Annotated in this window: 16 protein-coding genes; 13 read left to right on the top strand and 3 right to left on the bottom strand. The window is 66.0% G+C overall.

Annotated features, from left to right (window positions below; genetic code table 11):
- Positions 1 to 63: 63 nt before the first annotated feature.
- On the bottom strand, positions 64 to 1620 hold the full coding sequence (locus J2Y55_RS25990; protein ID WP_310159253.1) for an ABC transporter substrate-binding protein: 1557 nt from the start codon (positions 1618 to 1620) through the stop codon (positions 64 to 66).
- 291 nt (positions 1621 to 1911) lie between these two features.
- Here J2Y55_RS25990 and J2Y55_RS25985 point away from each other — a divergent pair, with 291 nt between their 5' ends.
- The 7 genes from J2Y55_RS25985 to J2Y55_RS25955 all read left to right on the top strand — a co-directional run bounded on the left by J2Y55_RS25985 (position 1912) and on the right by J2Y55_RS25955 (position 11125).
- Positions 1912 to 3465: an HAL/PAL/TAL family ammonia-lyase gene (locus J2Y55_RS25985; RefSeq protein ID WP_310159251.1), complete on the top strand. Its 1554-nt coding sequence runs from the start codon at positions 1912 to 1914 to the stop codon at positions 3463 to 3465.
- A 428-nt stretch (positions 3466 to 3893) separates the two neighbouring features.
- A complete protein-coding gene (locus J2Y55_RS25980) occupies positions 3894 to 5399 on the top strand; it encodes an ABC transporter substrate-binding protein (protein WP_404979045.1) in 1506 nt (501 codons plus the stop codon).
- A gap of 183 nt (positions 5400 to 5582) precedes the next feature.
- A complete protein-coding gene (locus J2Y55_RS25975) occupies positions 5583 to 6560 on the top strand; it encodes an ABC transporter permease (protein ID WP_310159249.1) in 978 nt (325 codons plus the stop codon).
- Positions 6557 to 7393: an ABC transporter permease gene (locus J2Y55_RS25970; RefSeq protein ID WP_310159247.1), complete on the top strand. Its 837-nt coding sequence runs from the start codon at positions 6557 to 6559 to the stop codon at positions 7391 to 7393. The genes J2Y55_RS25975 and J2Y55_RS25970 overlap by 4 nt, the downstream gene beginning before the upstream one ends.
- Positions 7390 to 9030, top strand: coding sequence for an ABC transporter ATP-binding protein (locus tag J2Y55_RS25965; protein WP_310159246.1), 1641 nt, complete (start codon positions 7390 to 7392; stop codon positions 9028 to 9030). Before J2Y55_RS25970 ends, J2Y55_RS25965 begins: the two co-directional genes overlap by 4 nt.
- Before the next feature lie 136 nt (positions 9031 to 9166).
- Entirely contained in the window at positions 9167 to 10456 is a 1290-nt protein-coding gene (locus J2Y55_RS25960; RefSeq protein ID WP_310159244.1) for an ArgE/DapE family deacylase, read from the top strand.
- A 276-nt stretch (positions 10457 to 10732) separates the two neighbouring features.
- Positions 10733 to 11125 (top strand): NUDIX hydrolase, encoded by a 393-nt coding sequence (locus J2Y55_RS25955; RefSeq protein ID WP_310159243.1) that lies wholly within the window; start codon positions 10733 to 10735, stop codon positions 11123 to 11125.
- Here J2Y55_RS25955 and J2Y55_RS25950 read toward each other — a convergent pair whose 3' ends face one another.
- Together J2Y55_RS25950 and J2Y55_RS25945 are read right to left on the bottom strand one after the other, a co-directional pair.
- Positions 11126 to 12847 carry a Na/Pi cotransporter family protein gene (locus J2Y55_RS25950; RefSeq protein WP_310159242.1) on the bottom strand — a complete coding sequence of 574 codons (1722 nt, stop codon included), beginning with the start codon at positions 12845 to 12847 and terminating at the stop codon, positions 11126 to 11128. It abuts the gene before it with no gap.
- 167 nt (positions 12848 to 13014) lie between these two features.
- On the bottom strand, positions 13015 to 14025 hold the full coding sequence (locus J2Y55_RS25945; RefSeq protein ID WP_310159241.1) for a GlxA family transcriptional regulator: 1011 nt from the start codon (positions 14023 to 14025) through the stop codon (positions 13015 to 13017).
- A gap of 86 nt (positions 14026 to 14111) precedes the next feature.
- Here J2Y55_RS25945 and J2Y55_RS25940 point away from each other — a divergent pair, with 86 nt between their 5' ends.
- The 6 genes from J2Y55_RS25940 (at position 14112) to J2Y55_RS25915 (ending at position 22248) form a co-directional block, all read left to right on the top strand.
- Positions 14112 to 15362, top strand: a complete 1251-nt coding sequence (locus tag J2Y55_RS25940) for a sarcosine oxidase subunit beta family protein (protein ID WP_310159239.1) — start codon at positions 14112 to 14114, stop codon at positions 15360 to 15362.
- Between the two features lie 19 nt (positions 15363 to 15381).
- The gene (locus J2Y55_RS25935) at positions 15382 to 15657 is read left to right on the top strand and encodes a sarcosine oxidase subunit delta (RefSeq protein ID WP_310159238.1); all 276 of its coding nucleotides are present in this window, start codon (positions 15382 to 15384) and stop codon (positions 15655 to 15657) included.
- Complete coding sequence (locus tag J2Y55_RS25930; protein WP_310159236.1) at positions 15654 to 18638, top strand: sarcosine oxidase subunit alpha family protein; 2985 nt, start codon at positions 15654 to 15656, stop codon at positions 18636 to 18638. Before J2Y55_RS25935 ends, J2Y55_RS25930 begins: the two co-directional genes overlap by 4 nt.
- Positions 18631 to 19275, top strand: coding sequence for a sarcosine oxidase subunit gamma (locus J2Y55_RS25925; protein WP_310159235.1), 645 nt, complete (start codon positions 18631 to 18633; stop codon positions 19273 to 19275). Before J2Y55_RS25930 ends, J2Y55_RS25925 begins: the two co-directional genes overlap by 8 nt.
- A 96-nt stretch (positions 19276 to 19371) precedes the next feature.
- A complete protein-coding gene (gene purU / locus J2Y55_RS25920) occupies positions 19372 to 20235 on the top strand; it encodes a formyltetrahydrofolate deformylase (protein WP_310159233.1) in 864 nt (287 codons plus the stop codon).
- 222 nt (positions 20236 to 20457) lie between these two features.
- Complete coding sequence (locus J2Y55_RS25915) at positions 20458 to 22248, top strand: peptide ABC transporter substrate-binding protein (protein ID WP_310159231.1); 1791 nt, start codon at positions 20458 to 20460, stop codon at positions 22246 to 22248.
- The last annotated feature ends 58 nt before the right edge of the window (positions 22249 to 22306 follow it).

Here is a 22306-nt window from a genome sequence, read left to right as displayed (position 1 = left end):
GCTTCGCTGCGCCCGGAATGACGGCGCGGTTGAAACGACCGGCACAGTTTCCAAAACTGCGGCTCAAACGCTCGTGAAGCGGTCGAGCTGCCAGTCGAGCGCGCCGGGCAGATAGGCCGGCTTCACCGAGGCGCGGCGCACGGCGAAGGCGACGTCGTTGGTGAGCCAGACGAAGGCGGCCGACTTGTCCATTTCCTGCTGCGCCTTGATGACGATCGCGGCGCGCTTGGCCGGATCGGATTCGACGATCGCCTCCTGATAAAGCCTGTCGAATTCCGGGCTGTTGAAGCGCTGCCAGTTCCAGGTGCCGATCTGGCTGGAAACGAACCACTGCATCAGGAAGTTGGGGTCGAGCTTACCGTTGAAGCGCATCATGAACAGATCGAGATTCTTGCCGGCATCGCCCTTGCCGGCGTCCCAATAGGTGCCGCCTTCCTGGACATCGAGCTCGGCGGTGATGCCGACCTCCTTCAGCAGCGCCTGCGCCACCAGCGCCATCGTCTGGTAGGCCGGCTGGTTCAGGATGGTGATGCGGGTCTTGATCGCTGTCTGGCCAGCTTCCGCCAGGAGCTTCTTGGCTTCAGCGACATTGCGCTTGTAGACCGGCGCCTCCGTCCAGGCGCCGAGGATCGGCTGCATGACCAGCGTGTTCAGTCGCGGCGCCTTGCCGTTGAAGCCGGCGAGCAGCATCTGGTCGACATCGAGGGCGAGCCTGACCGCCTGGCGCACGCGCAGGTCGGTGAAGGGCGCCTTTTCCATGTTGATGCCGAGCCAGACATAGGCCAGCCCCGGCGACTGATCGACGACGATGCCTTGCGCCGAGCGCATCGGCTCGGCGACGGAAGGCGGCAGCACCGCGAAATCGAGTTCGCCCGAGCGCAGCGCCAGTTCCGCCGTCTTCGGGTCCTGGATGAAGTTGACCTTGATCTCCTCGAAGGTCGGCTTCGCGCCGGAATAGGTCGGATTGCGCTTCAGCACCGCGCCGCGCTGCTTCTCGACCGAAACGACCTGATAGGGCCCCGAGCCGACCGGCTTGGTGTTGTGTTCGACGCCGCGCGCCATCACCGCCTTCTTCGAGACGATGCAGCCCGAGGCATCGGCGATCGCGATGGCGAGCAGGCCGGCATTGGGCTGCGAGAGGTTGATCTTGCCGGTATACGTACCGGTGACCTCGACGCCGGTCAGGCCGGTCCAGTCGCCCTTATAGGGTGAGATCTTGCCGTCGACGGGCGCGACGGCGAAGCGCTCGAAGGAGAACTTCACGTCCTCGGCGGTCATCTCGCCGAAGCCGTCGGTGAACATCTGCCCAGGCTTGAGCGTGAACTCGATCAGGGTCGGGCTGACCTGCTTCAGCTCGGCTGCGGCATCGAGCTCCGTCTCGACCGAGCCGTCCTTCTGCTTGATCAGGCGCTGATAGACGCAACGGATGACATTGGCGTCATGCGGGCCACCGCGGAAGGCGGGATCGAGCACGGTGATGTCGCGCTCGATGCGCACGGCGATGCTGGTCTTGGCCTGCGCCAGGGCCGGCATCGCGCCGAGCAGAGGGCTTGCAGTGGCGGCGACCGAGCCTGCCACGAAGGCGCGCCGGGACACGCTGAGCTCCAGATCGTTCTGCATCATCGCTCTCCTCTGTCCATCGATCTTCAGACGGCGTCCGTCGTCAAACGAGCAGGCGGTCGGGAAGATCCCCCTCACCGCCATCGTCAGCCGGATCGAGGGGTGAGGTAAAGGGCCGCGCTGCCAGTTCTGTCAGCAATCGCAACGGCAGTGCTCACATCTTCGCGCCTTTTGCGGATGAGAGGCCTGTTGCGCCGCTGTTGAGGCTGCGGCTACCGTTCCAGCTGTAGCGCCGCCGGCGCCGCACGCCACCGCCTGCACATCGCCAGACATCGACGGAGATCCTTCAGCGTGAGCGAATTCCTTCTGGGCGCTGCGCCGGTCGGGCTCGGCTTCGTCATGGCCGCCAGCCGACCCGGCACGACGGTCGCGCTTGCGCCTGAAGCGCGCGACAAGGTGGTCGCGGCACGCAGGGTGGTGGAGCGCTATGCGCAAGGTGACGCGCCGATCTACGGGCTCAACACCGGGCTCGGCGGCAACGTCGCCTTCCGCCTGGACAAGGCTCAGATCGAGGCGTTCCAGGTCCAGATGGTGCGCGGGCGCTGCATCGGCATGGGCGAGCCTTTTCCCGAGGCGACGGCGCGCGCGATGTGGCTGTGCCGCCTGATCGGCCTGGCCCAGGGCGGCTCGGGTATCTCCCCGCCTGTGCTCGACACGATGGTGGCGATGTTCAATGCCGGGCTGACGCCGGTCATTCCCGGACGCGGCTCGATCGGCGCCGGAGATCTCGGGCTCTGCGCCCATCTCGGCGCCGCGGTGATCGGGCTCGGCGAGATCTTCGTGAAGGGTGAAAAGCGCCCCGCCACGGAGGCGCTCACCTCGGCCGGGCTGCAGCCGGCGACGCTTGCCGCCAAGGACGGGCTCGCGATCCTGAATGCGAGCGCGGTCAGCTGCGGCCACGCCGCCAAGGTACTGGCCGAGCTCTCCGACATCCTGTTCACTTCCGTCGCGATCGCAGGTCTGACGGATGAGGGCTATGCCGCCAATCCGCAGATATTCGACGCCAGGCTCGCAGCCGCGCGGCCCGCCGGCGGCCAGGAGCGGGCGGCGGCGATGTTCCGCGCGGTTCTCGCGGGCAGCTATCTCCATGACGAAGGCGCGGCCCGCTCGATCCAGGACGCGCTCTCCTTCCGCGTGCTCGCGCAGATCTACGGGCCGGCGCTGACGAGCTTCGAGACGGCGGTCGAGAGCGTCGAGACCGAAATCAACGCGGCGGCCGACAACCCGCTGGTCATGACCGATGACGATTTGATCCTGTCCACGGCGAATTTTCATACGCCGGCGATCGCGCTGGCTTTCGACATGATGGCGATCGTCAACACGCATCTGGCGACAGCCTCGGCCTACCGCACCATCAAGATGATGAACCACCATCTCTCCGGCCTGCCGAAATATCTCTCGCCGATCGGCGGCGCCTCGAACGGCTACAACTCGCTGCAGAAGACCGCCTCCTATCTGCATGGCGAGATCCGCCTCAAGGCAGCGCCTGCGAGCTGCGATGCGCTGCCGGTCTCGGAGAGCGTCGAGGACCATGCGCCGCAGACGGCCTTGACGGTCCGCAAACTGGAAGAGCAGCTCGTGCCCCTGCGCATGCTGTTTGCCATCGAGGCCGTGGTCGCGGCCCAGGCCGTCGATATCGGCAAGCGGCCCCGGCTCGCCCCCGCTACCAGCGTGCTCTACGAGGCGATCCGCGAGAGCGTGCCGATGCTGGTCGAGGATCGCGAGACCGGCCCCGATGCGATGAAGGCGCTGGCGGTGATCGCGCAGCCGGGCTTCGTCACCGCTCTGCGCGAGGCGATGCCGGCGGATGCGGCGGGCGCCTTCGCGCTATCGCTGACAGGCTGACGGCGGACGGCTTGCGGCATCGTTCCTGTTTTCCTGCCTGCATTGCGGCAAAAATGGACAGGGACGACAGCAGCTGCATCGCAGCGGGCAGAAAGCCGCCGCAACTGCCTGCAAAGGCCGCTCGGGCGGCTATCGGTAACATAGGCACAGGCTATTGGACGATCGAAGTGCTGCCTCGTTATCGTTCCCTTGCGAGCTGGACCCTGGAGGCCATCCGCGAGGAGTTCTCATATCCGATGCCGGCGGCCGATCAGACCCTGTGCGGCACGACCAAGCTATGATCTAGTTCGAGGCGGGGCGGATCGCGAAAAAGATGCGACCGACGATTAAGACAATCGAGGCAGTGGGAGACAATGATGACGAGTTCAGCATTCCGCCGGCATCTCGCCGTGACGACCGCGCTTGCAGCCTTCGTGCTGGCGCCGTCCATGGCGCCGGCACAGACGCCCAAGACGGGCGGCAGCATCCACGTCGTGGTGCAGCCGGAACCGCCGATGCTGATGCAGGGGCTGAACCAGAACGGCCCGACCAACATGGTCGCGGGCAACATCTACGAATCGCTGCTGCGCTATGACGAGAAGCTCAACCCGCAGCCCTCGCTGGCCAAGAGCTGGGAGATTTCGCCGGATTCCAAGGTTTATACCTTCAAGCTGCAGGACGGCGTGACCTGGCATGACGGCAAGCCCTTCACCGCCGACGATGTGGTGTTCTCGCTCGACAAGTTCCTGCGCGAGGTGCATCCACGCTGGCGCCCGATCGCCAACGGCCAGGTCGAAAAGATCGAGAAGATCGACGACCTCACCGTCAAGATCACCCTTAAGCAGCCCTTCGGCCCGCTGATCCTGTCGCAGGAGGTCGGCGGCGCGCCGATGATCCCCAAGCACATCTATGACGGCACGGATTACCGCGCGAACCCGGCCAACAACACGCCGATCGGCACCGGGCCGTTCAAGTTCAAGGAGTGGAAGAAGGGCTCCTATATCCACCTCGTCAAGAACGAGAGCTACTGGCAGAAGGGCAAGCCGAACCTCGACGAGATCTATTGGCAGATCATCCCCGATGCGGCTGCCCGCGCCGTCGCCTACGAGACCGGCAAGATCGATGTGCTGACCGGCGGCTCGGTCGACGTCTACGACGTCGCCCGCCTCTCCAAGCTGCCCAATAGCTGCGTCACCACCAAGGGCTGGGAGATGTTTGCGCCCCATGCCTGGCTGACGCCCAACATCGCCAAGGGCGGCCCGCTCGCCAACAAGCAGTTCCGCCAGGGCATGATGTTCGCGATCGACCGCGAATTCGGCAAGGACGTGGTCTGGGGCGGGCTCGGCAAGCTGCCGACCGGGCCGATCTCGTCGAAGACCAAGTTCTACTCGGCCGACGTGCCCAAATATACCTACGACGTCGCCAAGGCGAAGGAGCTGATCAAGGCCTCGGGCTATAAGGGCGAGCCGATCAAGCTGCTCGCCCTGCCCTATGGCGAGGTCTGGAGCCGCTGGGCCGAGGCGATCAAGCAGAACCTCACCGATGCCGGGGTCAACGTCTCGATCGAGACCACCGACGTGCCAGGCTGGACCCAGAAGGCCAGCAACGGCGATTTCGACATGACCTTCAACTATCTCTACCAGCTCGGCGACCCGGCGACGGGCGTGGCGCGCAACTACATCTCGACCAACATCGTCAAGGGCAACCCCTTCGGCAACCAGGGCGCCTATGTGAACCCCGAGGTCGACAAGCTCTTCGCCGACGCCGCGATCGCGCCCTCGGACGCCGCTCGTCAGGACCTTTACACGAAAGTGCAGAAGATCCTCGCCGACGATGTGCCCGTGCTCTGGCAGCTCGAGATGGATTTCCCGACGATCTATCGCTGCAACATCAAGAACCTCGTCAACAGCGCGGTCGGCGTGAATGACGGCTTCCGGGATGCGTGGAAGGAGTGACCTGGGCCGCGCCCCTTTTCCCCTTGCGGGAGAAGGTGGCAGCGCGAAGCGCTGACGGATGAGGGGTCTCGCGACATCTCAGATGCCACATTGACCAAGGACACGGCGCCCCCTCATCCGGCGCTTCGCGCCACCTTCTCCCGCCAGGGGAGAAGGGAAGCACGCCATTCCGGACACCGCTGAATGAATCTCCTCCACTTTCTCTCCGGCCGATTGGCGAAGGGCGTTCTCGTGCTCTTCGCCATCGCCGTGCTGAACTTCTTCCTGATCCGCGCAGCACCAGGCGACCCGGCCCAGGTGCTGGCCGGCGAAGCGGGCGCCGCTGATGCCCAGTTGCTCGAACAGTTGCGCCAGCGTTTCGGGCTGAACGAGCCGATCACGACGCAGCTCTGGATCTACATCAAGGGCTACATGACCTTCGATCTCGGATTCAGCTATCGCCAGCAGCAGCCCGTGCTCAGCCTCGTGCTCGACCGGCTGCCCGCGACGCTGCTGCTGACAGGAGCGGCCTTCGTCGTCTCGCTCGCGCTCGGCATCGTCATGGGCGCGCTGGCCGCAAGGCGGGCCGGGCGCTGGTCGGACAGCCTGATCACGACGCTGTCCCTCGTCTTCTACGCGACGCCGCTGTTCTGGATCGCGTTGATGAGCCAGATCGTCTTCTCGCTGAAGCTCGGCCTCGTGCCCAATGTGGGGTACGAGACGATTGGCGCGAATTACACCGGGCTGGCGCGGGCGCTCGACATCGGCCACCACCTGATCCTTCCGGCGCTGACGCTCGGCCTGTTCTTCACCGCGCTTTATGCCCGGATGATGCGCGCCTCGATGCTCGAGGTCGCCGGGGCTGATTTCGTCAAGACGGCGCGGGCCAAGGGTCTCTCGCCTGGCATCGTCTCGCGGCGGCATGTGGCACGCAACGCGATCCTGCCCGTGGTGACGCTGGCAGGATTGCAGGCCGGCCAGCTCGTCGGCGGGGCGGTGTTGACCGAGACGGTCTTCGCCTGGCCCGGTATCGGCCGGTTGATGTTCGACGCGCTGGTGCAGCGAGACTATTCCGTGCTGCTCGGCGTCTTCTTCATGTCCTCGGCCATGGTCGTCGGCTTCAACATCCTGACGGATCTGGTCTACCGCATCGCCGATCCGCGCATCGAGGCGGGAGCATGAACTTCCTCAAACGCTTCTGCCGCAATCGCGGCGCGGTCCTCGGCCTGGTGATCCTGCTCGCGGTCGTCGCCTTCGCGCTGCTGGCGCCCTCGCTCTATCCGAGCTCGCCCTGGCGCATGGTCGGGCGGCCCTTCATGGCGCCCTTCGCGCTGGAGCGCTTCCCGCTCGGCACCGACACGCTCGGCCGCGACATCGCGGCAGGCATGGTCCATGGCGCACGCGTCTCGCTGATGATCGGCGTCGTCTCGACGATCGTCTCGCTCTTGATCGGTGTGCCGCTCGGGGCAGTCGCCGGCTATGCCGGGGGCTTCGTCGACGACGCGCTGATGCGCTTCACCGAGTTCTTCCAGACCATTCCCTCCTTTGCGCTGGCGATCGTGCTGGTTGCGATCCTGCAGCCGCAATTGAGCTCGATCGTGCTCGCCATCGGCGTCGTCTCCTGGCCGCCGGTGGCGCGGCTGGTGCGCGGCGAGGTGCTCTCGCTCAGGACGCGCGAATATGTCCAGGCGGCCGTCACGATCGGCCAATCGACGCCGCGCATCATCTTCAGCCAGGTGCTGCCCAACACGGTGGCGCCGATCATCGTGATGGGCTCGTTGATGATCGGCTCGGCGATCCTGCTCGAATCCGCCCTCTCCTTCCTGGGCCTGGGCGACCCCAACCTGATGAGCTGGGGCTATATGGTGGGGGCGGGGCGCACCCGCCTGCTCGACGCCTGGTGGATCAGCTTCTTCCCGGGTTTCGCGATCTTTCTCACCGTGCTCGCCCTCAACCTCGCCGGCGAAGGTTTGAACGACGCGCTGAACCCGCGCCTCGCACGAGGCCGGGAATGAGCGATATCCCTCCAAAGGCCCCGCCCGTCCTGTCCATCGAGAACCTGACGCTGGCCCTGCCGGCGCTGGCCGACCGGGCGCATGCGGTCGAGGGCGTGACGCTTGCGATCGCGCCCGGGGAGACGCTCTGCGTCGTCGGCGAATCCGGTTCGGGCAAATCGATGATCGCCCATGCCGTGATGGGCCTCCTGCCCAAGGCGGTGAAGCCTGTGGGCGGCGCGATCAGGCTCGCCGGACGCGACCTGCTCAGCCTCGACGAGGAGGCCATGCAGGATGTCCGCGGGCGCGAGATCGGCATGATCTTCCAGGAACCGATGACCTCGCTCAACCCGGTGATGCGGGTCGCCGACCAGATCATCGAGACCTTCGAGGCGCATGGGCTGCACGGGGCCTCCGAACGGCGCGCGCGCGCCATCGCGCTCCTGGCCGAGGTCGGTCTGCCCGACCCGCCGCGCCTCGCCAAGGCCTATCCGCACGAGCTCTCGGGCGGGCAGCGCCAGCGCGTGATGATCGCGATGGCGCTGGCGCTCGAACCCAGGCTCCTGATCGCCGACGAGCCGACGACCGCGCTCGACGTCACCACACAGGCGCAGATCCTCAAGCTCCTCGATAATTTGCGCCATAAGCACGGCACGGCGGTGCTGTTCATCACCCATGACATGGGCGTCGTCGCCGAGATCGCCGACCGCATCGCCGTGCTGGAGAAGGGCGTGCTGGTCGAGGAAGGCACGGCCGACCAGGTGCTGGGCGCCCCGCGCCATGCCTATACGCAAAAACTCCTCGCCGCCGTGCCCTCGCTCGTGCCGCCCGTGCGACCGGCCTTGCCAGAGAGCCCGCCCGTGCTCAGCGTCGAGGGGCTCGGCAAGATCTATCGCAAGCGCTCCTTCTTCGGCACGGGGCGCGAGGTCAGGGCAGCCGAGGACATCTCGTTCTCGCTGGTCCGGGGCGAGACCCTCGGGCTCGTCGGCGAGTCCGGCTCCGGCAAATCGACCGTCGGGCGCTGCTGCCTCAGATTGATCGAACCCAATAGCGGGCGGATCGTACTGAGCGGCCAAGGCTCGGCAGATCTCGTGCTCAGCGATCTCGGCCCGGCCGCGTTGCGCCAGCACCGCAAGCGCATCCAGATGGTGTTCCAGGATCCCTTCGCCTCGCTCAACCCGCGCCAGACCGTCGGCCGCATCATCTCCGACGGGCCGGTGGCGCATGGCGTGGCGCGCGTGACCGCCCTGATGAAGGCGCGCGAATTGCTCGAACTCGTCGGCCTCTCCGCCAATGCGGTCGACCGCTACCCGCATGAATTCTCCGGCGGCCAGCGCCAGCGCATCGGCATTGCCCGTGCGCTCGCCCTCGAGCCCGATGTGCTGGTGGCCGACGAGGCGGTCTCGGCGCTCGATGTCTCCGTGCAGGCGCAGATCCTGTCGCTGATCAAGGATATCCAGAGCCGGCTCGGTCTCGCCATCCTGTTCGTCACCCACGACCTGCGCGTCGCCGCGCAGATCTGCGACCGCATCGCGGTGATGCAGCGCGGCCGCATCGTCGAGACCGGCCCGACGGCGGCTTTGTTCGCCGCCCCGCAGCACGAGTATACGCGGCAACTGCTGGCGGCCGTTCCCGGCGGCGGGCGGTTCGGGCATTGATGAGAGATTGCAGCCCCGTTCCTCCTCATGGCCGGGCTTGTCCCGGCCATCCACGTCTTCCCTTCACCCGCGTCGCGAGACGTGGATGCTCGGCACAAGGCCGAGCATGACGGCAACAGCCTCCGGAGCCCAGCCCATGCCTCTCGATCCCGCGCTACGTGAGAAAATTCTCGCCTCCGTCGAGGCCGGCTTTGCCGAGCAGATCGCCTTCACGCAGGAACTGATCCGCTTTCCCTCGCTGCGGGGCCAGGAACACACCTGCCAGGACTTCGTCTTCCGGGCGCTGAAGGATCGCGGCTTCACCATGGACCGCTTTGCGATGGACAGGGCGGCGATCGCCGCCCATCCCGGCGGCGCGCCTTTCTCCGACACGCATTCCGATGCACCGATCGTCGTCGGCATCCATCATCCGCGCGCCGAGACCGGCCGTTCGCTGATCCTGCAGGCGCATGTCGACGTCGTCCCGACCGGCCCTGCCGACCAGTGGACGCATGCCCCCTTCGACCCGGTGATCGAGGGCGACTGGATGTATGGCCGCGGCAGCGCCGACATGAAGGCCGGCGCCGGCGCCAATTTCTACTGCCTGGACGCGCTGAAGCGCATCGGCCTGCAGCCGGCGGCGACGCTCTATCTGGAGTCCGTCGTCGAGGAGGAATCGACTGGAAACGGCGCGCTGATGACGCATTTACGCGGCTACCGCGCCGATGCGGCGCTGATCCCCGAGCCCGAATACGAGATGCTGGCCCGGGCCAATGCCGGTGTGCTCTGGTTCCAGTTCGAGGTCCGCGGCGTGCCGGTGCATGTGCGCGAGATGGGCGCTGGCGCCAACGCCATCGACGCCGCCTACCGCGTCGTCGCGGCGCTGCGCAAGCTGGAAGAGGAGTTCAACGCCGAGAAGGCCGGCCGCGAGCATTTCGAGGACCAGCCCCACCCGATCAACCTCAATATCGGCAAGATCGAGGGCGGCGACTGGGCGTCCTCGGTGCCGTGCTGGTGCCGGGTCGATTGCCGCGTCGGGCTCTATCCCGGCGTGACCGCGGAAGAAACCGCCAGGCGCATCGAGGATTGTATCCGAGCCGCATCGCGGGCCGATGCTTTCCTCGCCAACAACCCGCCGAAGGTGACCTTCAACGGCTTCTGGGCGGAGGGCTATGTGCTCGCGCCCGGCAGCGAAGCCGAGGCCGTGCTCGGCCGCGCGCATGAGGCCGCGCTCGGAGCGCCGCTGAAGAGCTTCATGACGGCAGCCTATCTCGATACCCGCGTACACGCGCTCTACGACAAGATTCCGGCGCTCTGCTACGGCCCGATGGGCGAGAACATCCACGCCTTCGACGAGCGCGTCAGCCTGGCCTCGCTGAAGCGCATCACCGGATCGATGGCGCTGTTCGTGGCGGAATGGTGCGGTGTCGAGGCCGTGAGCGGCTGAAGCGCCGCAAACGCGCACGCGATCCTGCTCCGGCAAAGGATCGCCAGATCCGCCCCTGGCGGGCCTTGCCACGGCAGATACAACAAAGCTGTTGTCGAATGGCCGCACTGGAACCGAGGGCGTCGCCAATCGGCCTGGGATGCGTGACACTCTGCCGGCTTCGATCGCGCCTGATTCGCGCTGGGCGCTCTTGATTTCGCGCAGCCATGGAGACGCCACCCCACGATGAAGAAGGCCAAGCGCACGCCCGGCGAGGCTCGCTTACAGATCGCTGCCATGCCGATCAGACGCATGGACGACGGCTCGACCGAGATCATGCTCGTGACCTCGCGCACGACGCAGCGTTGGATTGTGCCCAAGGGCTGGCCGATCAAGGGATTGAAGAACCATGAGGCGGCAGCGCGCGAGGCTTTTGAGGAAGCCGGGGTGATCGGCAAGATCAGCCCCAAGCCGGCTGGCCGCTACATCTACTGGAAGCGCATGCGCGACCATTTCGTGCTGTGCACGGTGAAGCTCTATCTGCTCGAAGTCGAGCGGCAGCTCGAAAGCTGGGCCGAGCAGGGCCAGCGGCGCAGTCAGTGGTTCAAGCCCGAAGACGCCGCCGATCTGGTCGACGAGCCCGAATTGAGCACGGCCATCCGCAAGCTGGCCGCACCAGTACAGGGCTGATCAGAGGCCCGATTGCGGGGCCGGCATCAATCGCCCTTCCTGCTGGGCCTGCGCCTCCTGCGCTTCCCGCAGGCGGCTCTCGCGCAGGGCATTGGCGCTTTCCAGGATGGGATAGCCGATCGAAGCGACATGGCCGTGGATGCGCTTGAGGTCGCGGATGATGTCGAGATGGATTGCGCTGGTCTCGATCGATTCAGCCCGCCCGCTGCGCAGCCGCTGGAAATGACTCTCGGTCGCGCGCCGCTCGGCATCGCGCATCGTCGCCTTCTCCGCGAAAAGCTGGCGCGCCAAAGCGAGATCGCGGCTGGCAAAGACGTTGAGCGCCAGCACCAGGCCCGACGAGACGCGCTGGTGGAAGTCGCGGATCTCGGCCAGGCCTTCGGGCGAGAAGGCATAGCGCTTGCGGATCTTCTTCTCCGCGAGTTCGCGCAGGTTCTTGTCGATGATGTCGCCGATATGCTCGAGATTGGTGATCAGCGTGATGATCTCGAGCAGGCGGCGGCCCTCCTCCTCGGTCAACTCGTTGCGCGACACCTGGACGAGATAGAGCTTGATCGATTCATGGATCGCATCGACCCCGTCATCGGCCTGGGCGATGGCGCGCGAGAGCTTCAACTCGTCCTTTTCAAGCAGCGTCATCGTATCGCGCAGCATCAATTCGACGCGGTCTCCGAGATTCAGCGCTTCGCGCATCGCGCAAGCCAGAGCTTCTGAGGGACTGTCGAGCACGGAGGGGTCGAGATGGCGCGGCCGCACGGTCGCGTCAGGCGCCTCCTTGCCCGGCATCAAGCGCTCGACCAGCCGCGCCACCGGCGCGACGAAGGGCAGGAACACAAGCGCGCCGACGAGATTCAGCGCGACGTGGAACTCGATGGCCAGCCGCGAATCGAGCGTCGGCAGCGTCTGGAGCCAGCCTGCCAGAGGCGCGACGAAAGGCAGCACCAGCAGCGCCAGGACGAGCCGGGTGAACAGATTGGCGACGGCCGCCTGACGCTGCAGCGCGGGCGCGCCGAGCTGGTCCAGCACCGGGATCAGCGCATTGCCGAGATTGGCGCCGATGACCAGGGTCAGGGCGGTCGCGGGCGGAAACAGGCCGGACGCCGCGAAGGTCGCAATCAGCAGGATGACGGCGATGCTGGAATGGGTCAGCCAGGTCGCGGCGACCGCAACGAGGACCGCCAGCAGCGGCTCATGGCCGATCGCGCCCAGGAGCGTGCGAAAGACCGGCGACTGGGCCAGGGGAGCTGCGGCCGCGTTCAGCTCGATCAGCGAGAGCAGGATGAGCCCGATGCCGACGAAGACGCGGCCGATATTGCGGGCGCGGTCCATCGCCTCGTTGGCCAGATAAAGCGCGACGCCGATCGCAAGGCAAAGGCCCCAGATCCAGCCCAGATCCATCGAGATCACGAAAGCGGCGAGCGAAGTGCCGAGATTGGCCCCGAGCAACACGGCCAGCGCCATTGCCGGCACGATCAGGCGGCGACCGGCGAAGGAGGAGACCAGCAGCGTCGTCGCCGTCGAACTCTGCAGCACCATGGTGACCGCGATGCCGCTGCCGAAAGCGGCAAAGCGATTGCGCGTGAAGCTCGCCAGGGCATGACGCAGCGAGGCCCCGAAAGCCCGCATCGCGCCCGTGCGCACCAGCCTGACCGCCCAGATCAGCAGCGCGACGCCGCCGGCGAGGTGGATCAGGACTGTGGTGGCGCTCTCGCTGCTTGTCATCGCCGTGGGGTCTTTCTCCGATTCAGGCCAAAACTATAGCGCAAAATTCCTAGTTTTTCATTAGCCAACTTATCTTTAATGACGGCAAAACATGCTGACAATGCGGCAGGATCGGTGAAGTTTTGCGCATCGGAATTGCGGTTGGCGCAAGGCGAGCCAGCCGCGCCTCAGCGCGGCATGCGCGCCGCCTCCGGAGCCCGCTCGGCGCGCGGCGAATGGCTGAAACGCAACCGATAAGCCCGCGAGAAATGGCTCGCGCTGGCAAAACCGCAAGCAAGCCCGGTCTCCAGCACCGAGAGGCTGGTCTGGCGCAGCAGGTCGCGGGCCCGGTCGAGCCGCAATGCCAGATAATGCTCGCCGAGCGAGCGGCCAAGATGCAGCCGAAACAGCCGCTCCAGCTGACGCAGGGAGACATTCGCCGTGCGGGCGAGCTCGGCGCGGGGGACGGGATTCTCGAGGTTCTGCTCCATCCGGGCGACGACGCGCAGGAGCGGCGCATGGGCGATGCCGAGCCGCTCGCGCAGGGGCATGCGCTGCGGCCCCTCGCCTTCCCGGACATGGGTCTGCAGGAACCATTCGCTGACCGCGAGCGCGAGTTCGCTGCCATGTTCGCGGGCGATGACGGCGTGCATCATGTCGAGCGGTGCAGTGCCGCCGCTCGAGGTCAGACGATCCCGATCGATCTCGTAGAGCGAGCGGCGCAGATCAAGATCGGGATAGTCCTCGAGGAAGGCCGGGGCATGCTCCCAATGCAAGGTGAAGCGGTAGCCGGAGAGCACGTTCGCCCGCGCCAGGATATAGGGCCCGCCCGAGACGCCGCCGAGCCTGACGCCGCGCCGCGCCAATTGCCTGAGCCAAGCGAAGGTCGCCGGATGCTGGAAGGCGGCCGGATTGCCGCCGGCGCAGACGAAGACATAGTCGAAGCGGATCTCGTCCCCCAGACCATAATCGGCCTGGATGCTGACGCCGTTCGAGGCCGGCGCCGGCAGACCGTCGATCGAGACATGGCTCCAGCGATAGAGATCGCGCCCCGAGAGGCGGTTGGCCGCCCTCAAGGGCTCGACCGCCGAGGCATAGGCGAGCAGCGCGAAATCCGGAATCAGCAGGAAGCCGATATGGGCCGGGCCCTGGCCCTGCGCCCCGTCGCTAAAAGTCAACCTTGCGTCGCTGGCGGTCATGTTGACCAGCCTATGATCGTCAATCTCAGGAAGACAAGTCCGGAGTGCCGCTGGCCGCCGGACAAATCCTCCGGACCTGACCGCTCATGCGCTATTCCGTCTTCTCGCTGCTCGCCCAGACGCTGGCCGGCCATAAGGGTTGGAAGCCGGCCTGGCGGGACGCCGCGCCCAAGCTCGAATATGACGTGCTCGTCATCGGCGGCGGCGGGCACGGGCTGGCGACGGCCTATTACCTCGCCAGCCAGCACGGCATCAGCAATGTCGCGGTGATCGAGAAGGGCTATATCGGCTCCGGCAATGTCGGCCGGAACACCACGATCATCCGCTCGAACTATCTCCTGCCCGGCAACACGCCTTTCTACGAGCATTCGATGAAGCTCTGGGAAGGGCTGGAGCAGGACATCAACTACAACGCCATGGTCAGCCAGCGCGGCGTGCTGAACCTCTACCATTCCGATGCACAGCGCGACGCCTATGCCAGGCGCGGCAACGCGATGCGGCTCGCCGGCGTCGATGCCGAACTGCTCGACCGCGAGCAGGTGCGCGCCATGGTCCCCTTCTTCAACTACGAGACCGGACGCTTCCCGATCCAGGGCGGGTTGCTGCAGCGGCGCGGCGGCTCGGTCCGGCATGACGCCGTCGCCTGGGGCTATGCCCGCGCCGCCGACCAGCGCGGCGTCGACATCGTCCAGAACTGCGAGGTCACGGGTCTCTCGATCGAGAATGGCCGCATCACCGGGGTCGAGACCTCGCGCGGGCCGATCAAGGCGAAGAAGATCGCGCTCGCGGTCGCCGGCAACTCCTCGCGGCTCGCCGCCATGGCGGGGATGCGCCTGCCGATCGAGAGCCATGTGCTGCAGGCCTTCGTCTCGGAGGGCATCAAGCCGTTGATCGACAATGTCGTGACCTATGGCGCCGGCCATTTCTACGTCAGCCAGTCCGACAAGGGCGGGCTCGTCTTCGGCGGCGACATCGACGGCTACAACTCTTACGCCCAGCGCGGCAACCTGCCGGTGATCGAGGATGTGATGGAATCGGCCATGGCGCTGTGGCCCGGTGTCGGACGGTTGCGTGTGCTGCGGCACTGGGGCGGCATCATGGACATGTCGATGGACGGATCGCCGATCATCGACCACACCCCCATCCACGGGCTCTATCTCAATGCCGGCTGGTGCTATGGCGGCTTCAAGGCGACGCCGGCTTCAGGCTGGTGCTTCGCCCATCTGATCGCACGCGACGAGCCCCACCCGAATGCTGCCGCCTTCCGGCTCGACCGTTTCACTACGGGCCGCGTCATCGACGAAAAGGGCGTCGGCGCCCAGCCGAACCTGCACTGACGGGGTCCCAGACACAGCCATGCGAATCCCCTGCCCCCATTGCGGCGCCCGCGACGCCCAGGAATTCACCTATCTCGGCGACGCCAATCCCAAGCGTCCCGACGGGATGGAAGCGACCGAAGCGGCGATGTTCGATTACGTCTATCTGCGCGACAACCCGGCTGGCCGGCTTCGCGAGCTCTGGTATCACGGCGCCGGCTGCCATGCCTGGCTCGTGGTGACGCGCGACACCAGAACCCACGCGATCGAGGCCGCCGAGCCGGCGAAGCCGACCAAGGCCGGAGCCGCGGCATGAGCACGCAACCCTTCCGTCTCGGCACCGGCGGCCAGATCGACCGCACGCAGGCGCAATCCTTCCGTTTCGACGGCAAGCGCTACGAGGGCTATGCCGGCGACACGCTCGCCTCGGCTCTCCTGGCGAATGGCGTCCGGCTCGTCGGCCGCTCGTTCAAATACCACCGCCCGCGCGGCATCCTTTCGGCCGGAGCGGAGGAGCCCAATGCGCTGGTCGAGCTGCGCGCCGGCGCAAGGCGCGAGCCCAACACTCGCGCGACAGTCGCCGAGCTTTATCATGGGCTGGAGGCGCGCAGCCAGAACCGCTGGCCCTCGCTCGCCTTCGACCTGCTTTCGGTCAACTCGCTCTTCGGCGCCGGCCTGGTCGCGGGCTTCTACTACAAGACCTTCATGTGGCCGGCGGCCTTCTGGGAGAAGCTCTACGAACCGCTGATCCGCCGGGCGGCAGGGCTCGGGCGGGCCGCGCCCCATGAGGATCCCGACCATTACGAGAAGGCCTTCGCCTTCTGCGACGTGCTGGTGATCGGCAGCGGGCCGGCAGGCCTTGCCGCCGCGCTGGCAGCGGGGCGCAGCGGCGCGCGCGTCATCCTTTGCGACGAGGATTTCCGGCTGGGCGGCGCCTTGCTTGCCGAAAAGCGCGAGATCGACGGCAAGCCGGCAGCCGAATGGCTCGCGGCGACGCTGGCCGAACTCGCCAGCCTGCCGGATGTGACGATCATGCCGCGCAGCACGGTCTACGGCGTCTACGACCATGGCATCTATGGCGTGGTCGAGCGCGTGAACGACCATCTGCCGGTCCCGCCAGCACATCAGCCGCGCCAGCGCGCCTGGCGCATCAACGCCAAACGCGCGATTCTGGCGGCAGGTGCGATCGAGCGGCCAATCGTCTTCGCCGGCAACGACACGCCCGGCGTGATGCTGGCCGGCGCAGTGCGCGCCTACCTCAACCGCTATGGCGTGCTGCCCGGGCGCGAGCCTGTCGTCTTCACCAGCGGCGACGATGGCTGGGTCACAGCCCGCGACCTCGCGGCAGCCGGGGCGAAGGTCGCAGCGATCGTCGATCCGCGCGCCGAGATCGATGCCGGGCTGATGGCGCTGGCAGGTCAGATCGGCGCGCGCGTGTTCGCGAGCGGCGTGGTCAGCAGTGCCTCGGGCGGCCGAGCGCTCAACCGCGTCACCATCCGGGATGCTTCGGGGCGCGAGCAGACCATCGCCTGCGACCTGCTTGCAGTCTCGAATGGCTGGAACCCGACGCTGCACCTGACCTCGCACCAGAATACGCGACCGGTCTGGGACGAGGCCATCCACGCCTTCGTACCGGGCCAGATGCCGGCGGGCCTTTCTGTCGCCGGCAGTGCGGCCGGGCGGTTCTCGCTGGCGCAGGCGCTGGAGGACGGCGCGCGGCTGGGCGTTGAGGCCGTCGTCGATTGCGGTTTTGCGGCGAAAGCGGAGCCTCCGCCACGCAAGACCGATCCGGAAGGCCTCGCACTCTCTCCCGTCTGGCGGGTGAAGGACGGAAAAGGCAAAGCCTTCGTCGATTTCCAGAACGACGTCACCGACAAGGATGTCGAGCTCGCCGCGCGCGAGGGCTTCAAGCCGATCGAACATCTCAAGCGCTACACCACGCTGGGCATGGCGACCGACCAGGGTAAGACCTCCAATATCGCTGGCCTCGCGATCATGGCCGAGCTCACGGCCAAGACCATCCCCGAGACGGGCACGACAATCTTCCGCCCGCCTTATACGCCGGTGGCGATCGGCGCGCTCGGCGGCCATCATCGCGGCCGCGACTTCAGGCCGACGCGGCTCGCTCCGACGCATCAATGGTCGCAGGACCAGGGCGCGATCTTCGTCGAGAGCGGCGCCTGGATGCGGGCGCAATACTATCCCAAACCCGGTGAGACCGACTGGCTGACCACTGTGAACCGCGAGGTTCTGGCGGTGCGAAACGGCGTCGGCCTCTGCGACGTCTCGACGCTGGGCAAGATCGATATCCAGGGAGCGGACGCCGCCGAATTCCTGGAGCGTGTCTACATCAATGGTTGGAAGGCCCTGCCTGTCGGCAAGGCGCGCTACGGGCTGATGCTGCGCGAGGACGGCTTCGTCATGGATGACGGCACGACCTCGCGATTGGGTGAGACGCATTTCCTGATGACCACCACCACGGCCAATGCCGGCAAGGTGATGCAGCATCTCGAATTCTGCCACCAGGTGCTCTGGCCCTCGCTCGATGTCCGCATGGTCTCGGTCTCCGAGCAATGGGCTCAAGCGGCGATCGCCGGCCCCAAGGCGCGCCAGGTGCTGCAGGGCGTGGTCGATCCGCAGCACGACATCTCGAACGAGGCCTTCCCCTATCTCGCGGCGCGGGAGATCACGGTCGGCGGCGGCATTGCGGCGCGACTGTTCCGGATCTCGTTTTCGGGTGAGCTCGCTTATGAGCTCGCCGTGCCGGCCGATTACGGCGACGCGATGATGCGGGCGCTGATGGCGGCGGGCGAGCCGCATGGCATCTGCGCTTACGGCACCGAGGCGCTCGGCGTGATGCGCATCGAGAAGGGCCATGTCGCCGGCAATGAGCTCAGCGGCCAGACCACGGCGCGCGATCTCGGCCTTGGCAAGATGATGTCCTCGAAAAAGGACTATATCGGCCGTGTCATGGCCAAGCGCGAGGCGCTGGTCGAGGCGGAACGGCCGGGCCTCATTGGTTTCAAGGCAGTCGACCCCGGCCAGCGACTGCGCGCCGGAGCGCATTTCATCGCGATCGGCCGGCCCGCCACGATGGAGAACGACGAGGGCTACATGACCTCGGTCGCCTATTCCCCGAACCTGAAGCACTGGATGGGGCTCGGCCTGCTCAAGAACGGCGCGAGCCGCATCGGCGAGCGCATCCGCGCGGTCGACCCCGTCCGCAACGGCGATATCGAGGTCGAGATCTGCTCGCCCGTCTTCGTCGATCCCGAAGGAACGCGCCTGCATGTCTGACGCAGCGACGAAGTCTGACGCAGCGATGAAGCCGGGCTGGACGCCGAGGAGCGCCTGGGCCGGCATCCTGTCCGAAGGGTCTTTCGGCGCGAAGGGGCCGGCAGGCGTTACCGCAACCGCCAGGGAAGACCTCGGCATCGCCAGCCTGATCGCGCCGGAGGACGGCGAAGCGGCTTTGAGCCAGGTCGTCAAGACGCGCTTCGGGCTCGACCTGCCGACAACGCCTCGGACAGTCGTCTTAGCCGGCCGCGCGCTGGTCTGGGCCGGCCCGGGCCAATGGCTGCTCGTGACGGAGAACCGGACCGGTTTCGCCAGCGATCTTCAGGCGCTGTCGGGGCTGGCTGCGATCGCCGACCAGAGCGACGGACGCGCCGTCCTGACCCTGTCGGGCGGCAAAATCCGCACCGCGCTGGCCAAGGGCTGCATGATCGACCTGCATCCATCCGCCTTCCCGGTCGGCAGCGCGGCCTTGACAAGCATCGCCCATATCGGTGTGCATCTCTGGCGGGCCGACAATGGTCCCAACGGGGCGGTTTTCGAGTTCATGGTCGCGCGCAGCATGGCGGGCAGTTTCTGGTCCTGGTTCTCCGCCTCCGCGGCCGAGTTCGGCTACTCGGTTCACGTCGGACGAGGTTGAGCGCAGCGCGTCGCGCGCAGCCCGCCTCACCTCTCCCCATTCTCTTCCTGCCATTCCTGTTTCGATTTGAAGGGCCGCCGCCCGGCGGCGTCAATCATGCTCGACCGTACCGCGATCCTCACCCTCTCCTGCCCGGACCGCCCCGGCATCGTCGCCGCCGTCTCGACCCTGCTGTTCGAGGCCGGCTGCAACATCCTCGATGCCCAGCAATTCAACGACACCGAGACCGGCCGCTTCTTCATGCGTGTCGTCTTCAACCGTCTCGAGGACGGGCAACAGCCCGCAGTGATCGCCGCCTCGGTCAACGAATTGGCCAAGCGCTTCGGCATGGCCTTCACGCTGCGCGAGCGCGGAGCGAAGAAGCGCGTCATGCTGCTGGTCTCGAAATTCGACCATTGCCTGGCCGATCTGCTCTATCGCTGGCGCATCGGCGAATTGCCGATGGAGATCACCGGCATCGTCTCAAATCACGGCCGCGACAGCATCGCCTCGACCGATATCGGCGATCTACCGTTCCATCACTTGCCGGTGACGCGCCAGACCAAGATGGAACAGGAGGCCGAAATCTGGCGATTGGTCCAGGAAACCAAGACCGATCTTGTGGTGCTCGCGCGCTATATGCAGATCCTGTCTGACGGATTCTCGGCCAAGCTTCTCGGCCGCTGCATCAATATTCATCACTCCTTCCTGCCCGGCTTCAAGGGCGCCAAGCCCTATCACCAGGCCCATGAGCGCGGCGTGAAGCTGATCGGGGCGACAGCGCATTACGTCACGCCCGATCTCGATGAAGGCCCAATTATCGAGCAGGACGTCGAGCGCATCTCGCATCGCGATACGCCCGACGATCTGGTCCGCAAGGGCCGCGACATCGAACGGCGCGTGCTGGCGCGCGCCGTCCTCCATCATTTGGAGGATCGCGTCATCCTCAATGGCAAGAAGACCGTCGTCTTCACCGATTGAGCGGCATAAAATTGCGTTTTCCCCGCTAATCGCGAACGTATCGCAGCGTTCCGCGCATGCGATGACATGCGCGCTCCGCGCGAAGGCAGCGTCCTCCGCATCCGCCGTTGCGCTGCACGGTTGACGCATCGATTGGCACATGCCTTGCTCAGGGCGATCGGGGAAAGAGCGGTGCGGTAAGCGCCGCCTGTCGATTTCTGTCGTTTGAAGTGGAGGTAACGAATGAAAGATCATGATCTGCGACGACTGATCGAGGGGGTCAAAACCGGTGGCCTGTCGCGGCGATCCTTCATCAAGAAGGCGGCGGCTGTCGGCCTGGCAGCTCCCTTCGCGAACCAGCTGCTTGGATTCAACGGCGTCGCGATGGCGCAGAACGCCACCATTGAATACAAGCCGAGCAAGGCTGGCGGCGGTGGGCCGCTCAAGATCCTGCTCTGGCAGGCGCCGACGCTGCTGAACCCGCATTTCGCCAGCGGCACCAAGGACCAGATCGCCTCACGCATCTTCTTCGAGCCGCTGGCCGGCTGGGACAAGGAAGGCAACCTGATCCCGCAGCTTGCGGCCGAGACCCCGAGCAAGGCCAATGGCGGTCTTTCCGCCGACGGCAAGGAAGTGATCTGGAAGCTGAAGCCTGGCGTGAAGTGGCATGACGGCAAGCCGTTCACGGCCGACGACGTCGTCTTCACCTGGGAATACGCCAAGGATCCGGCGACCGCCGCCTACACCACCGGCTCTTACAAGGACATCACTGTCCAGAAGATCGACGACCTGACCATCAAGGTCATCTTCAAGGAGGCGACGCCGTTCTGGGCTGACCCCTTCGTCGGCACGGCCGGCCAGATCCTGCCGAAGCATCATTTCGCCGACTATATCGGCGCCAAGTCGCGCGATGCGCCGGCCAACCTCAAGCCTGTCGGCACCGGCCCCTATAAATTCGTCGACTTCAAGCCGGGCGACATTCTCACCGGCGAGCGCTTCACCGACTATCACGTCAAGAACCAGCCGCACTTCGACACGCTCGAAGTGAAGGGCGGCGGTGACGCGGTCTCGGCGGCTCGCGCCGTGCTGCAGACCGGCGAATTCGACTATGCCTGGAACCTGCAGGTCGAGGACGAGGTCCTCAAGCGCATGGAGACCGGCGGCCGCGGCAAGATCAGCGCCGTCGCATCCGGCGACATCGAGTTCATCATCCTCAACACCACCGATCCGTGGACCGAAGTCGATGGCGAACGCTCGAGCGTCAAGACCAAGCACCCGACGCTGTCAGACCCGAAGGTGCGCGAGGCGATCAACCTGCTGATCGACCGCGACTCGATCCAGAAGTTCATCTATGGCCGCGGCGGCGTCGCCACCGCGAGCTTCGTGAACGAGCCGAAGATGTTCAAGTCGCAGAAGCTCAAATACGAGTTCAGCGTCGACAAGGCGAACAAGATCCTCGACGACGCGGGCTATAAGCGCGGCGCGGACGGCATCCGTGAAAAGGATGGCAAGAAGCTGAAATACGTCTACCAGACCTCGATCAACGCCCCGCGCCAGAAGACCCAGGCCATCATCAAGCAGGCCTGCCAGCGCGCCGGCATCGAGCTGGAGCTGAAGTCCGTCACCGCCTCGGTGTTCTTCTCCTCCGACGTCGCCAACCCCGACACCTACACCAAGCTCTATGTCGACATCGAGATGTACACCACGACGCAGCCGCAGCCCGATCCGGAGCGCTTCCTCAACCAGTTCACCACCGAGGAGATCGCCAACAAGGAGAACAAGTGGCTGGGCCGCAACGTCTCGCGCTACTCCGATCCGGCAGCGGACGCGGCCTTCAAGGCCGCCCAGAAGGAGCTCGACCCGGCCAAGCGCGCAGCGCTCTTGATCAAGGTCAACGAGATCTTCTGCGAGGCCAATGTGATCCTGCCGCTGCTGTCGCGCACCCGCGTCGCCGCGTCCGTGCATAATCTCGTGCACGATCACAGCGGCTGGGACGTCGACACCTGGAACCTCGCGGCCTGGTATCGTAGCTGAGACCCTGGTCCTTCGCGGAGCTAGTGCTTCGTGAAGGGCCTGTTCGCCGCCTGCAGGC

Origin of the sequence: Allobosea sp. BE125, assembly GCF_031456075.1 — a bacterium.
Lineage (GTDB): Bacteria > Pseudomonadota > Alphaproteobacteria > Rhizobiales > Beijerinckiaceae > Allobosea.
The sequence above is the reverse complement of the archived record's forward strand: the minus strand, read 5'-3'. Positions and strand labels throughout refer to the sequence as shown.

Coding starts and splice junctions, on each gene's coding strand:
- J2Y55_RS25965 (WP_310159246.1), top strand. CDS start 7,390: ATGAGCGATATCCCTCCAAAGGCCCCGCCCGTCCTGTCCATCGAGAAC.
- J2Y55_RS25925 (WP_310159235.1), top strand. CDS start 18,631: ATGTCTGACGCAGCGACGAAGTCTGACGCAGCGATGAAGCCGGGCTGG.
- J2Y55_RS25930 (WP_310159236.1), top strand. CDS start 15,654: ATGAGCACGCAACCCTTCCGTCTCGGCACCGGCGGCCAGATCGACCGC.
- J2Y55_RS25990 (WP_310159253.1), bottom strand. CDS start 1,620: ATGCAGAACGATCTGGAGCTCAGCGTGTCCCGGCGCGCCTTCGTGGCA.
- J2Y55_RS25960 (WP_310159244.1), top strand. CDS start 9,167: ATGCCTCTCGATCCCGCGCTACGTGAGAAAATTCTCGCCTCCGTCGAG.
- purU (WP_310159233.1), top strand. CDS start 19,372: ATGCTCGACCGTACCGCGATCCTCACCCTCTCCTGCCCGGACCGCCCC.
- J2Y55_RS25915 (WP_310159231.1), top strand. CDS start 20,458: ATGAAAGATCATGATCTGCGACGACTGATCGAGGGGGTCAAAACCGGT.
- J2Y55_RS25945 (WP_310159241.1), bottom strand. CDS start 14,025: ATGACCGCCAGCGACGCAAGGTTGACTTTTAGCGACGGGGCGCAGGGC.
- J2Y55_RS25970 (WP_310159247.1), top strand. CDS start 6,557: ATGAACTTCCTCAAACGCTTCTGCCGCAATCGCGGCGCGGTCCTCGGC.
- J2Y55_RS25975 (WP_310159249.1), top strand. CDS start 5,583: ATGAATCTCCTCCACTTTCTCTCCGGCCGATTGGCGAAGGGCGTTCTC.
- J2Y55_RS25955 (WP_310159243.1), top strand. CDS start 10,733: ATGCCGATCAGACGCATGGACGACGGCTCGACCGAGATCATGCTCGTG.
- J2Y55_RS25950 (WP_310159242.1), bottom strand. CDS start 12,847: ATGACAAGCAGCGAGAGCGCCACCACAGTCCTGATCCACCTCGCCGGC.
- J2Y55_RS25980 (WP_404979045.1), top strand. CDS start 3,894: ATGGCGCCGGCACAGACGCCCAAGACGGGCGGCAGCATCCACGTCGTG.
- J2Y55_RS25935 (WP_310159238.1), top strand. CDS start 15,382: ATGCGAATCCCCTGCCCCCATTGCGGCGCCCGCGACGCCCAGGAATTC.
- J2Y55_RS25940 (WP_310159239.1), top strand. CDS start 14,112: ATGCGCTATTCCGTCTTCTCGCTGCTCGCCCAGACGCTGGCCGGCCAT.